13 protein-coding genes are annotated in these 11669 nt (G+C 67.1%); 12 read left to right on the top strand and 1 reads right to left on the bottom strand.

The features are described from left to right. Positions 1–40 precede the first annotated feature (40 nt). The 11 genes from CJ010_RS04020 to CJ010_RS03975 all read left to right on the top strand — a co-directional run bounded on the left by CJ010_RS04020 (position 41) and on the right by CJ010_RS03975 (position 8945). Positions 41–445, top strand: coding sequence for a hypothetical protein (locus CJ010_RS04020; RefSeq protein ID WP_141016851.1), 405 nt, complete (start codon positions 41–43; stop codon positions 443–445). 413 nt (positions 446–858) lie between these two features. Then, complete coding sequence (locus tag CJ010_RS04015; protein ID WP_141016850.1) at positions 859–1068, top strand: hemin uptake protein HemP; 210 nt, start codon at positions 859–861, stop codon at positions 1066–1068. Positions 1069–1109: 41 nt separating this feature from the next. After that, positions 1110–1352 (top strand): (2Fe-2S)-binding protein, encoded by a 243-nt coding sequence (locus tag CJ010_RS04010; RefSeq protein ID WP_141016849.1) that lies wholly within the window; start codon positions 1110–1112, stop codon positions 1350–1352. Then, positions 1349–1825 carry a bacterioferritin gene (gene bfr, locus CJ010_RS04005; protein WP_141016848.1) on the top strand — a complete coding sequence of 159 codons (477 nt, stop codon included), beginning with the start codon at positions 1349–1351 and terminating at the stop codon, positions 1823–1825. Before CJ010_RS04010 ends, bfr begins: the two co-directional genes overlap by 4 nt. Before the next feature lie 97 nt (positions 1826–1922). Beyond that, a complete protein-coding gene (locus CJ010_RS25100) occupies positions 1923–2066 on the top strand; it encodes a hypothetical protein (protein WP_168224900.1) in 144 nt (47 codons plus the stop codon). Positions 2067–2274: 208 nt separating this feature from the next. Next, complete coding sequence (locus CJ010_RS04000) at positions 2275–2910, top strand: energy transducer TonB (protein WP_240794492.1); 636 nt, start codon at positions 2275–2277, stop codon at positions 2908–2910. Positions 2911–2912: 2 nt separating this feature from the next. Beyond that, a complete protein-coding gene (locus CJ010_RS03995) occupies positions 2913–3677 on the top strand; it encodes a MotA/TolQ/ExbB proton channel family protein (protein ID WP_141016846.1) in 765 nt (254 codons plus the stop codon). After that, positions 3677–4093: a biopolymer transporter ExbD gene (locus tag CJ010_RS03990; RefSeq protein ID WP_141016845.1), complete on the top strand. Its 417-nt coding sequence runs from the start codon at positions 3677–3679 to the stop codon at positions 4091–4093. The genes CJ010_RS03995 and CJ010_RS03990 overlap by 1 nt, the downstream gene beginning before the upstream one ends. Before the next feature lie 195 nt (positions 4094–4288). Beyond that, positions 4289–5545, top strand: a complete 1257-nt coding sequence (locus CJ010_RS03985) for a MacA family efflux pump subunit (RefSeq protein ID WP_141016844.1) — start codon at positions 4289–4291, stop codon at positions 5543–5545. Next, complete coding sequence (locus CJ010_RS03980; RefSeq protein ID WP_141016843.1) at positions 5542–7518, top strand: MacB family efflux pump subunit; 1977 nt, start codon at positions 5542–5544, stop codon at positions 7516–7518. The genes CJ010_RS03985 and CJ010_RS03980 overlap by 4 nt, the downstream gene beginning before the upstream one ends. Positions 7519–7526: 8 nt before the next feature. Then, a complete protein-coding gene (locus tag CJ010_RS03975) occupies positions 7527–8945 on the top strand; it encodes an efflux transporter outer membrane subunit (RefSeq protein ID WP_371415683.1) in 1419 nt (472 codons plus the stop codon). Positions 8946–9038: 93 nt separating this feature from the next. On the opposite strand, the gene CJ010_RS25095 is transcribed toward CJ010_RS03975, so the two are convergent. Next, positions 9039–9464 (bottom strand): hypothetical protein, encoded by a 426-nt coding sequence (locus tag CJ010_RS25095; protein ID WP_168224874.1) that lies wholly within the window; start codon positions 9462–9464, stop codon positions 9039–9041. Here CJ010_RS25095 and CJ010_RS03970 point away from each other — a divergent pair. After that, the gene (locus tag CJ010_RS03970) at positions 9463–11658 is read left to right on the top strand and encodes a TonB-dependent siderophore receptor (protein ID WP_240794491.1); all 2196 of its coding nucleotides are present in this window, start codon (positions 9463–9465) and stop codon (positions 11656–11658) included. The two genes, CJ010_RS25095 and CJ010_RS03970, sit on opposite strands and share 2 nt — an antisense overlap. Positions 11659–11669 lie beyond the last annotated feature (11 nt).

The following is an 11669-nucleotide window of genomic DNA, read 5'->3' as shown; positions in this document are numbered from 1 at the left end:
CGCCCGCCTAGTCCACCGCCTCGCGGCGAGCGCCGCAATAATGGCTTTCGCCCTGCTCGGCGCGGCGTGTCCGGCGCTGGCGCAGACGGAGATGGTCGTGGTCGTCGCACGCAACGGCCCACTCACCGGACTCTCGCGCGAAGAGGCCGAACAACTCTACCTGGGGCGCCGCACCACCCTCGCCGACGGAACGCCGGTCAGTCTGGTGGATCTTCCGGCCGGCAGCGCACGCGACAACTTCTATCTGGAACTCACCGGCAAGAACCCCAGCCAGACGCGTGCCTACTGGTCGCGCCTGGTGTTCACCGGCCGCGCCCTGCCACCGCGCGAAGCCGCCACGCTGACCGAAGCGCGCGACTGGATCGCCACCCGGCCGGGCACCGTCGGCTACCTGCCCGCCGGCAGCACCGACGAACGTCTGCGTATCCTGCTGAAGCTGCCCTGAGCGCCTCACCGCGCCATCTTGTGTGGCGATGCAGGGCAGCCGCCTGCGATGTCGGTCGCACATGCTTCAAGGGTAGCAAAGGCGACCATTCGGCCAAGGCGGGGCGCCGACGGCGACGCTACCTCCGGCCCCAGCCACTCGCGCACCGCAAACCCGGCCCGCCAGCCGCTGCCCCCCATCGAGCGCCGGCCACCGGCGCCGCGCACCCGGCAGCACCGCGGCGTCAGTCGATGGAACATTTCATGCTTTCAAAGCTTGACCGAGCAGCCCGACGCAGGCTTGCCAGCCCGCCCGGTTGCGCAGCGACGGCGCCCCGGTTCGATCAGACAGCATGTACGCAGCGCAAGAAATATTGACGCACGAACGACCAGATGTTGTAATGCAAATCATTCCTATTCGTGTGATGCCAAAGCATGACGATCGAGACCTCAGACCAAAGCGCCACCCGCGCCTCAGCCGACGCCCCCGGGTCGAAGCTGGCGGGCAGCCCCGCGGATGAATCGGGGCTGGCCATTCCCAGTGCCCAGCTTCTCGGCGGTCGATCCTGCGTGACCATCGACCACCAGGGCGTGAACTACGTGCTGCGCGCGACCCGCGCAGGCAAGCTGATCCTGACCAAGTAAGCCGCCTGGGCAAGGCGAAAATTCCACGACGAGGCTAGACTATGTATGTCTGTGTCTGCAACGCAGTAACCGAACGTCACATCAACGAAGCCGTCAGTGAAGGCCTGTCTACCCTGCGCCATCTCCGCGAGGAGCTGGGCGTGACGGCCGAGTGCGGACGCTGCGCGGTGTGCGCGCGTGACTGCCTGCGCTCGGCGCTGGCCGAGAAGGCCCGGACCTGCATGGCGGCACCGGTGAGAACCGGCGCCGCTTCCTCGTATTCCCTTGCCGTGGAGGCCTCATGAAAGGCGACAAGAAAGTCATCCAGCTGCTCAACAAGCAGCTCACCAACGAACTGACGGCGATCAACCAGTATTTCCTCCATGCCCGCATGTACAAGAACTGGGGGCTGGTGCAACTGGGCAAACACGAGTACGAAGAATCCATCGAGGAGATGAAGCACGCCGACAAGCTGATCGAGCGCGTCCTTTTCCTCGAAGGCCTGCCCAACCTGCAGAACCTCAACAAGCTGATGATCGGCGAGAACGTGCCGGAATGCCTGCAGGGCGACCTCAAGCTGGAAGTCGGCTCGCGTGCCGATCTGGTGGAAGGCATCGCCTATTGCGAGTCCTGTAAGGACTACGTGTCGCGCGAACTGCTCGAAGAAATTCTCGAAGACACGGAAGAACACATCGACTACCTCGAAACCCAGCTCGAACTGGTCGAAAGCGTGGGCCTGCAGAACTACCTGCAATCCCAGATGGGACACAACTCCTGAGCCTGCGCGGGCGGCCATCACGACGGTCCGCCCGCAGCCAGCCAGCTCCGGACCGGGGCGAGCCAGCAGGCCTCCTGCCGAGGAACGACGGTTTGCCATGAAGATCGGATCTCCCCGCCCCCAGCCGGCATTTCCCGCCCGGCGCTGTGCGCTCTACCTGCTCGCTGCCGCCATCGTGCTCGACCTGACCCTGGGCCAAGCCCACGGCGCCTCCGCCACCAGTGCCCTCCTCCCGCTCTGACGACAGCCCGCAGCCCGGAAATCCACCGATGAACGCAGCAAGCCAGGCCATTTCCATTTCTGCCGCCCCACCCCAGCCCGGCGTGCAAGCTCGGTCGCCGACGCGGACGGGAGAGGCGGTGCAGTCCGCCGCCTCTCCCGTCCGTCCCGGACGCCACAAGCGTTTGCCCGAACGTGCCGGTCTCGGCGCACTGGTGATTGCGGCGCATGTGGCCGGCCTGCTCGCGCTGACCTATCTGGGCAAGCCGGTCGCGCCGCCGGAGATCCGGCCTATCCAGATCGCCTTCATCCCGCTCGAGGCGCCGCCGCAACCAGAGGCAGCCCCGCCGACCCCGCCCGCCCCGGTGCAGCCGGAACCGCCCAAGAAGCAGCTTGCGGTGCGACCAAAACCGCCCAAGCCCCTGCCGCCGAAGGCACCAGCCGAGCCGGCACCGTCGACTTCGCAAAGCGCGCTGACCGCGCAGAACACCGACCCCGCACCCGTCCAGGAAAGCGCGCCACCCGCAGCGCCCGCCCCCGCGCCGCCGGCACCGGTCGCAGCGCCTGCCGCAGCACCCATCGTCGCCGCCCGCTTCGATGCCGACTACCTGAACAACCCGCACCCCACTTATCCGCCGCTGTCACGGCGCATGCGCGAAGAGGGCAAGGTGATGTTGCGGGTGCAGGTTTCGCCCGACGGGCGGCCGAGCCAGATCGAAATCTCGCGCAGCTCCGGTTTCGAGCGTCTCGACAATGCGGCACGTCAGGCGGTCACGCGCTGGAGCTTCGTCCCGGCCCGGCAGGGCGATCGCAACGTCGAAGCCTGGGTACTGGTGCCGATTGTTTTCAAACTTGAAGGAAACTGAACATGGAAGGAACGCAAGCATTCGGATTCGCCCACCTGTGGGGGCAGTCCGATTCCATCATCCGCACCGTCGCCATCCTGCTGCTGGCGATGTCGGTCACCAGCTGGTACCTGATCCTGGTGCGCAGCCTGCGCCAGCTGCGCGCGCGTCGCAGCATCGACGCGGTCGACGCCTTCTGGGCCGCCTCCGACCTCAATGACGGCCTGCGCCGCCTGCAGACCCAGGCGCCCGATTCGCCCTTCGAGGAACTCGCCCGCCAGGGTGCCGCCGCAGCCGAGCATGTGCGCCGCCATACCCACCAGGAAACCCTGGGCGGCAAGCTCGACGCCGACGAGTTCATCACCCGCGCGCTGCGCAAGTCGATCTCGCTGTCGACCTCCCGCCTCGAGTCCGGCCTCACCATGCTGGCCTCGATCGGCTCGACCGCGCCCTTCGTCGGCCTTTTCGGCACGGTGTGGGGCATCTACCACGCCCTGGTCAACATCAGCGCGTCCGGCATGGCCACGCTCGACAAGGTCGCCGGTCCGGTGGGCGAGGCGCTGATCATGACCGCCTTCGGCCTCTTCGTCGCGATTCCGGCGGTGCTGGCCTACAACGCCTTCACCCGCGCCAACCGCGTCGAACTGTCCGAGCTCGACGCCTTTGCCCACGATCTGCATGCCTGGTTCTCCACCGGCGCCCGCATCGCGCCGCTTGCCGAGCAGGGCAAGGAAGGCGCCAACGGCAAGACCGGCGCCACCCGCCTCGCCGCCGCGGGAGCTGCGTGATGGCATTCGGAGGTTTCAGCCAGGGCGGTGACCGTCAGCCGACCAGCGACATCAACATGGTGCCGCTGATCGACGTGATGCTGGTCCTGCTGATCGTATTCATGATCACCGCGCCGCTGCTCACCCATTCGGTCAAGATCGACCTGCCCAAGGCGGCCAGCCAGCCCAACGTCGAAAAGCCGGAAACCGTCACGCTGGCGCTGGACGCCGACGGCAAGATGTTCTGGAACAACGAGCCGCTGCCCGACGACCAGCTCGTCGGTCGTCTGGACGCCGCGGCAAAGCAGACTCCGCAGCCGGAGCTGCACCTGCGCGCCGACCAGAACACCCGCTACCAGAAGCTGGCCGAGGTCATGTCGCAGGCACGCGAGGCCGGCATCGAAAAGATGGGCTTCATCACCGTACCCGAGCGCTGATCCGGCCGCCCGGCTCGTACTGCAACGGCGCACCCTGCTCCTGGCGGCGTGCGCCGTTTCCTTTTGTGACCGTCGCAGGGGTCTCCCTTGCGCACTGCAATACGATACACAGCGTCCACACGCGGGCGGCTATGCTTGAACCCAAGTACCCCACCGCTGTCAGTCCCGACGCCCAGAACGCAACCCAAGTCCGCAATGACCTCAACCCCAGCAGGCCGCCCCGCGCGCGGCTGGAAGCGCCCCGTCCTGATCCTAGTCGGCTTCGCCGTGCTCGTCGGCGGCGGTGCCGCACTCGCCTGGCCCATGCTCTTCGGCAGGAACAACCCGACCGCCACCTACCAGTTCGCCACGGTAGCGCGGGGCGACATCGAGGATGTCGTCACCGCCACCGGCACCCTGCAACCGCGCGAGTACGTGGATGTCGGCGCCCAGGTATCCGGCCAGCTCAAGAAGATCCACGTCGAAGTCGGTTCCATGGTCGAGGCCGGCGACCTGCTGGGCGAGATCGACTCCACCGTGTACCTTTCCAAGGTCGACGCCGCGCGCGCGCAACTGCGCAACCTGCGCGCCCAGCTCAAGGAGCGCGAGGCCCAGGTCGCGCTTGCCCAGATCCAGTTCAAGCGCCAGACCGCACTGATGGCCGAGGACGCCACCACCACCGAAACCCTGCAGACTGCCGACGCCACGCTGAAATCGGCCGAAGCCCAGCTCGAGGCCCTGCGCGCGCAGATCGAGCAGTACGAATCGACCCTGCGCGGCGACGAAGCCAACCTGCAGTACGCCCGCATCATGTCGCCGATGAGCGGCACCGTGGTTTCCGTCACCGCGCGACAAGGCCAGACCCTGAACACCAACCAGTCGGCGCCGACCATCCTGCGCGTCGCAGACTTGTCCACCATGACGGTGCAGACCCAGGTCTCGGAAGCCGACGTCAGCCGCCTGCGGCTGGGCATGGCCGCCTACTTCACTACCCTGGGCAGCAAGGGCAAGCGCTGGTACGGCAAGCTCACCAAGATAGAGCCTACGCCCACCGTCACCAATAACGTCGTGCTCTACAACGCACTGTTCGACGTGCCCAACGACGACGGCCAGCTGATGACACAAATGACCGCCCAGGTCTTCTTCGTCGTCGCCGAAGCCAAGGACGTGCTGCAGATCCCGGTGGCCGCGCTCAACCAGGGCGGCCGCCCACAGCGCCGGGCCGACGGCGCAAGCCCGCCGACGCGTCCGGCGGGAGCCGGCGGAACGCGCCGTGTCACCGTGAAGGTACTCAAGGCCGACAACACGCTGGAGGATCGGCAGATCGAGGTCGGCGTCTCCAACCGGGTGCAGACGCAGGTCGTGTCGGGCCTGGAAGAAGGCGAGCAGGTGGTTTCCGGCCTCGCCGCCGCAGCCGCCGCCAACTCCGCCGCCGGCGGCAACCGTCCCGCCGGCCCGCCGCCCCGCCTATGAAACGCGAAGCCTTCTCCGCTCCGGCAGCCACCACCGGTGCCGCCCAGGCGGAACCGCTGATCGAGCTCGCCGGCATCACCCGCAGCTTTCGTAACGGTGAAGTCGAGACGCGCGTGCTGCACGGCATAGACCTGCGCATCTACCCGGGCGAGTTCGTCGCCATCGTCGGCGCCTCCGGCTCGGGCAAGTCGACCCTGATGAACATCCTCGGCTGCCTCGACCGCCCCACTGGCGGCACCTACCACTTCATGGGCGAGGACGTCGCCGGTTTCGACCGCGACGAGCTGGCGCGGCTGCGCCGCGAGGCCTTCGGCTTCGTATTCCAGAGTTACAACCTGCTCGGCGGAGCGACCGCACGCGAGAACGTCGAGGTGCCGGCAGTCTATTCCGGCATGCCTCCGGCCGAACGTCACGCCCGCGCCGAACAGCTGCTGGCCGCGCTCGGATTGGCCGAACGCAGCCAGCACCGTCCCGGCCAGCTCTCCGGTGGCCAGCAGCAGCGGGTTTCCATCGCGCGCGCGCTGATGAACGGCGGTCGCATCATCCTCGCCGACGAGCCCACCGGCGCGCTCGACAGCAAGAGTGGCGAAGAGGTGATGAAGCTGCTGCGCCAGCTTTCCGCCGAAGGCCACACCATCATCCTCATCACCCACGCCCGCGAGGTCGCCGAACTCGCCCACCGCATCATCGAGATCCGCGACGGGCGCATCGTCGCCGATCCCGGGCCACACAAGCCGGAAGGGCCGGAGCCGGATTTCACGCCGCACGTCGACCGTACCTCGTCGATGTCGGACCTGGTCGAAGCCACCCGTACCGCACTGCGGGCGCTGCGCGCCAATCTGTTCCGCTCGGCGCTGACGCTGCTCGGCATCGTCATCGGCGTCGCCTCGGTGATCGCCATGCTGGCGATCGGCGACGGCGCCAAGGCCAAGGTGGTCGACCAGATCAGCGCGATGGGCACCAACCTGCTCACCGTGCGCCCCGGCGCACCTAACCAGCGCGGCCGCGAAACCACCGCCACCCTGGTGATCGAGGACGTGCGCGCGATCGCCGAACTACCCAACGTGCTGGCCTCGGTACCGGAACAGAGCGCCAGCGTCACCGTGCGCGCCGGCAACACCGACCAGCGCACCACCGCCAACGCCACCTCGTGGAACTACGGCATCGCGCGCAACTGGGACGTTGCCAGCGGCACCTTCTTCAGCGCCGACGACGAGGCCCGCTACGCCACCGTCGCGGTGCTCGGTCAGACCACCGCCAGCGCGCTCTTCCCCGGCGCCAGTCCGATCGGACAGTACGTGCTGGTAAACAACATCCCCTTCCAGATCATTGGCGTGATGAGCCCCAAGGGCGCCACGCCCTGGGGCCAGGACCAGGACGACATCGTCTTCGTGCCCTACACCACGGGCAGCCTGCGCCTTACCGGTCAACGCTACCTGCGCAACGTCACCGTCGCGGTGGAGGACGTCGCCCGCATCGATACGACGCAGAACGAGGTCAGCCAGTTGCTGCTCGCCCGCCACGGTGTTGAGGACTTCCAGATCCGCAACATGGCCTCGGTGATCGACACCGTGTCGGCCACCCAGAACACGCTCACCATCCTGCTCGGCACCGTGGCGGCGATCTCGCTGCTGGTGGGCGGCATCGGCGTGATGAACATCATGCTGGTGTCAGTCACCGAGCGCACCCGCGAGATCGGTATCCGCATGGCCACCGGCGCGCGCATGAAGAACATCCTGCAGCAGTTCCTGATCGAAGCGCTGGTGGTGTCGGCGCTCGGCGGACTGATCGGCGTCGCCGTCGGGCTCGGCACCGCGGCGGTCATCGCCGCCTTCGGCACGCCGATCAGATACTCGCTGATGCCCGTGCTGCTGGCCTTCGGCTGCGCCTTCGCCACCGGCCTGGTGTTCGGCTACCTGCCGGCGCGCAAGGCCGCACGACTGGACCCGGTGGTCGCCCTCGCCTCCGAATGAAGCCCCCGATGCCCATGAACGCCCTTTATGCGAAGCCGCTGCTCGCCGGCCTTGTCGTCGCCCTGCTCGGCGGCTGCGCCATCACCGAACCGACCGCCCGCCCCGACCAGCCGCTGCCGGCGCGCTGGACCGAGACCACCGACGCAGCACCCGCCGCCATCCAGCCCGACACCTGGTGGCAGGCCTTCGGCTCCGCCGCGCTCGACGCCCTGATCGCCGAGGCCCTGGTCGCCAGCCCCGACCTGCAGATCCAGGCGGAGCGCGTGATCCAGGCCGAGCTCGCGCTGCGCAGCACGCGGGCTTCGCTCTTCCCCTCGCTCAGTCTGGGCGGCGACAGCGGCTGGAGCCGCAGCGATGCCGGTGATCGCGGCGGCAGCACGATCAGCGAGAGCAAATCGACTTCGCTCGGCCTTTCGGCCAGCTACGAGATCGACCTCTGGGGCCGCATCGCCGCCAATGTCGACAGTGCCGCCGCCGCGCTCGCCACCACGCGCTACGATCGCGACAGCGCCCGCCTGTCGCTCGCCGCCAGCGTCGCCACCACCTATTTCCAGCTGCTGACGCTGCAGGAACGGCTGGAGATTGCCCGCCAGAATCTCGCCATTGCCGAGCGCGTGCTCAAGGTGGTGGAAGCGCGCTACCGCAACGGCGCAGCGTCCGCACTGGAAGTGAGCCAGCAGCGCACCACCGTGCTGACCCAGCGCGCCGCCATCGAGCCGCTGGATGTGAGCGTGCGCCAGACGCGCTCGGCACTCGCCATCCTGCTCGGGCGCAATCCGCAGGAGCCTGCGCCGGAATTCGAACGCCTGACGGCGCTCGCCATCCCCGCAGTGACGCCCGGCCTGCCGGCCGAACTGCTGCTGCGCCGGCCCGACCTCGCCAGCGCCGAAGCCAGCCTCGCCGCCGCCTCGGCCGACATCGCCGCGGCACGCGCGGCGCTGCTGCCGGGCTTCAGCCTGTCGGCCGGCGGCGGCGTGGCGAGCAGCCTGCTGCTGTCGCTGGCCGACCCCAGCACCAGCGTGTCGCTGTCCGCGGCGGTGGTGCAGACCATCTTCGACGGCGGCCGGCTGCGCACCGAAGTCGATATCGCCCGCTCGCGCCAGCGCGAACTGCTGGAGAGCTATCGCAGCGCCATCATCACGGCCTTGAAGGAAGTGGAGGATGCGCTCGGCAACGCCAACCGCGACGCCAATCAGGAAGGCGCCCAGCGCGAAATCCTGGCCGAGGCGCAGCGCTCGCTACGGCTGGCCGAGCTGCGTTACCGCGAGGGTGCGGCCGACCTCCTCACCGTGCTGGATGCCCAGCGCACACTGTTCTCGGCGCAGGACCAGCTCGTTCAGCTGCGTCAGGCCAGGCTGTCGGATGCGGTGAGCCTGTACAAGGCGCTCGGCGGCGGCTGGCAGGCCAGTATCCCCTCAGGCAACTGAATCCGGCCGGCTCCCGCCGGACACCTGCCTGCGCCATCGGCGGTGCAGGCGTGTGGCACTCATGCAACAGAATCCCGCATAGCACAAAAATTATTACGAATTGTTCTCAATAGCATTGACGCAGATTAATGATTTATTGAGAATCGTAACCATCTGCAATCGCAGTCGGGAGCCACGCTCAGCGTCCGAACTCCCGGTGCCGGTTCGCCCGGCACCCATAGCCAGCCAGTCCTCCCTGTGTGGATCAGCCAGCCAAGTCGGCCCATGGATGCAAGCACCAGGGGCCGCCCGCAGCACCAGCCAGACATAAAGCGCTTCGTCCCCCGCGTTCCACGCGGTCGGGCCGCGCTGTGTCCTGAGCACGGTGGCGGGCGTCGCCTCCGGCAAGCGGCCAGCCATCCCGCAATCGGCATTTTTCATCGGTAATAGACCACTAGGAAAGGCAATGAAGACAAAGAGCAAGAACATCCGGCTGCCCCACAGCTTCAGGAAACCGGCCAGCGCCCAGGCCCTGGCCATGACGAAAACCGGCGTGGCGCTCGGTATCTCTACCGCAATGCTGATGCCGATGTCGGCCCTCGCTGCCAACGACACGGCGAAGAAGGAAGAAGTCGAGATGGAGGCGGTCAAGGTCGTCGACACCGTCATCGACCCCAACCCGAACGCCGAACCCGGCGTTCCCTACAAGGCCAAGACCTCCGGTGACAAGCGCCACGTCAAGCCGCTGGCCGAGACGCCGCAGACCATCACGGTCATCACCGCCAAGTCGATCGAAGACTCCGGCCGCAGCGACCTGCGCGACATCCTGCAGGCGCAACCGGGGGTGACGCTGGGCACCGGCGAGAACGGCAACGCCTTCGGCGACCGCTACATCATCCGCGGTCAGGAAGCCCGCAGCGACGTATTCGTCGACGGCCTGCGCGACCCCGGCATGACCGTGCGCGAGAGCTTCGCCACCGAGCAGGTCGAGATCACCAAGGGTCCGAGCTCGACCTTCGCCGGCCGTGGCTCGACCGGCGGCGCGGTCAACTCGGTGACCAAGCAGGCCACTACCGACCTCGACTTCGCCAAGCTTTCCGCCGGCTTCGGCGGCGACGAATACCGGCGCTACACGCTGGACCTGAACCGCGTCCTCACCGACGACATGGCCATCCGCGTCAACCTGCTCGACGCCTACCAGCAAGTGCCCGACCGCGACCCCGCCGACCGCGACCGCGAAGGCGCAGCCCTGTCCTTCCTGTGGAAGGCCACCGACAAGTTCACCCTCGTTGCCGACTACTACCATCTCGACGCCGAAGACAAACCCGACCTCGGCGCCTACATCAACCGCACTACCGGCAAGGTGGTCGACGACGTCCCGGTCTACCTGCAGGACGAGGACTTCCTCAAGTCCAAGATCGACACCTACACGCTGCGCGCCGGCTACCAGTTCGATGCCGACACCCGCATCGAGAACCTGATGCGCTATGGCACCACCAAGAACGCCTACCTGATGACCGGCTTCAACGGCAGCCGCCTGAGCACCCACCAGGGCTGGCAGGAAGTCGAGTACTTCGCCAACGCGCTCAACTTCTACCTCGACCGCCAGCTCGCCGGCATGAAGCACCAGTTCGTGTTCGGCGTGGAATACTCCGACCACAGCGTGTTGAACGGCGTCTACTCTGTCTCGCCATCGACCTACACCGTGACTGGCGCGGAGACCAACTGGCAGAACCTGATGAACCGTCGCGTCGCCAAGGGCAACTGGGACTCCGACTGGAACGTCAAGACCATCTCGCTGTCGGCGATGGACACGGTGGATTTGAGCGACAAGTGGACGGTGTTCGGCGGCCTGCGCTATGACCGCTTCGACTACCAGAACACCGTCGGCAGCAACCCGGCCGCGCGCACCAAGTACGACCTGGAAGACGGCCTGTGGAACGGCCACCTCGGCGTGACCTACAAGTTCCTGCCCAACGCCAACGTCTACGCCACCTACAGCACCGCGAGCGACTTCAACGGCGGCGAATCCGATGTCGGCGCGAGCTGCGACTACGGCGGCATCTGCGTGCCCAGCGTCGGCACCACCGCGGATCGCCAGCAGCTCTTCGGCGACAGCAAGCCCGAGCTGTCGCAGAACTTCGAGCTCGGCACCAAGTGGGAACTGATGGGCGGCAAGCTGCTGGCCACCGCGGCGGCCTTCCGCACGGTCAAAAAGGACGTGATGGAAACCACCTCGGCCACCAGCTACAACAGCCTGGGCACCATCAACACCGGCAAGTACCGCGTGCAGGGTGTCGAGTTCTCGCTGACCGGCAAGCTGACCGAAAAGCTGACCGCCCAGGCCGGCCTCGCGCTGATGAAGGCGAAGATCCTCAAGTCGCAGACGGCCGCCAACGTCGGCGAAACCCTGAGCAACTTCCCGGAGCGGACGGCCAACGTGCAGCTGAGCTACCAGGCCACGCCGAAGTTCAATTTCGGTGGCGCGGCGCGCTATTCGAGCGAGAAGTACTCGGGTACGCCGGAAGGGGTCGCGGCCACCAGCCTGAAGGTGCCCGACTACACCGTGTTCGACCTGTTCGCGGCCTACAAGCTCACCGAGCAGCTCAACGCGCGCCTGAACATCGGCAACGTGACCGACGAGAAGTACTACACCGCGGCCTATCGTTCGGGCTCCTTCACCTACATGGGGGACCGTCGCACCGTGCGTCTGACCCTCGACTACAGCTTCTGATGACGAGCTGA

It is taken from the genome of Azoarcus sp. DD4 (assembly GCF_006496635.1).
Classification (GTDB): domain Bacteria; phylum Pseudomonadota; class Gammaproteobacteria; order Burkholderiales; family Rhodocyclaceae; genus Azoarcus.
This window is presented reverse-complemented; position numbering and strand designations above follow the sequence as displayed.

Bases quoted from the DNA above. Each gene is read 5' to 3' on its own strand.
- CJ010_RS03990 (WP_141016845.1), top strand. From the start codon at position 3,677: ATGGCATTCGGAGGTTTCAGCCAGGGCGGTGACCGTCAGCCGACCAGC.
- bfr (WP_141016848.1), top strand. From the start codon at position 1,349: ATGAAAGGCGACAAGAAAGTCATCCAGCTGCTCAACAAGCAGCTCACC.
- CJ010_RS04020 (WP_141016851.1), top strand. From the start codon at position 41: ATGGCTTTCGCCCTGCTCGGCGCGGCGTGTCCGGCGCTGGCGCAGACG.
- CJ010_RS04010 (WP_141016849.1), top strand. From the start codon at position 1,110: ATGTATGTCTGTGTCTGCAACGCAGTAACCGAACGTCACATCAACGAA.
- CJ010_RS03975 (WP_371415683.1), top strand. From the start codon at position 7,527: ATGCCCATGAACGCCCTTTATGCGAAGCCGCTGCTCGCCGGCCTTGTC.
- CJ010_RS03970 (WP_240794491.1), top strand. From the start codon at position 9,463: ATGACGAAAACCGGCGTGGCGCTCGGTATCTCTACCGCAATGCTGATG.
- CJ010_RS03995 (WP_141016846.1), top strand. From the start codon at position 2,913: ATGGAAGGAACGCAAGCATTCGGATTCGCCCACCTGTGGGGGCAGTCC.
- CJ010_RS25095 (WP_168224874.1), bottom strand. From the start codon at position 9,464: ATGGCCAGGGCCTGGGCGCTGGCCGGTTTCCTGAAGCTGTGGGGCAGC.
- CJ010_RS03980 (WP_141016843.1), top strand. From the start codon at position 5,542: ATGAAACGCGAAGCCTTCTCCGCTCCGGCAGCCACCACCGGTGCCGCC.
- CJ010_RS03985 (WP_141016844.1), top strand. From the start codon at position 4,289: ATGACCTCAACCCCAGCAGGCCGCCCCGCGCGCGGCTGGAAGCGCCCC.
- CJ010_RS04015 (WP_141016850.1), top strand. From the start codon at position 859: ATGACGATCGAGACCTCAGACCAAAGCGCCACCCGCGCCTCAGCCGAC.
- CJ010_RS25100 (WP_168224900.1), top strand. From the start codon at position 1,923: ATGAAGATCGGATCTCCCCGCCCCCAGCCGGCATTTCCCGCCCGGCGC.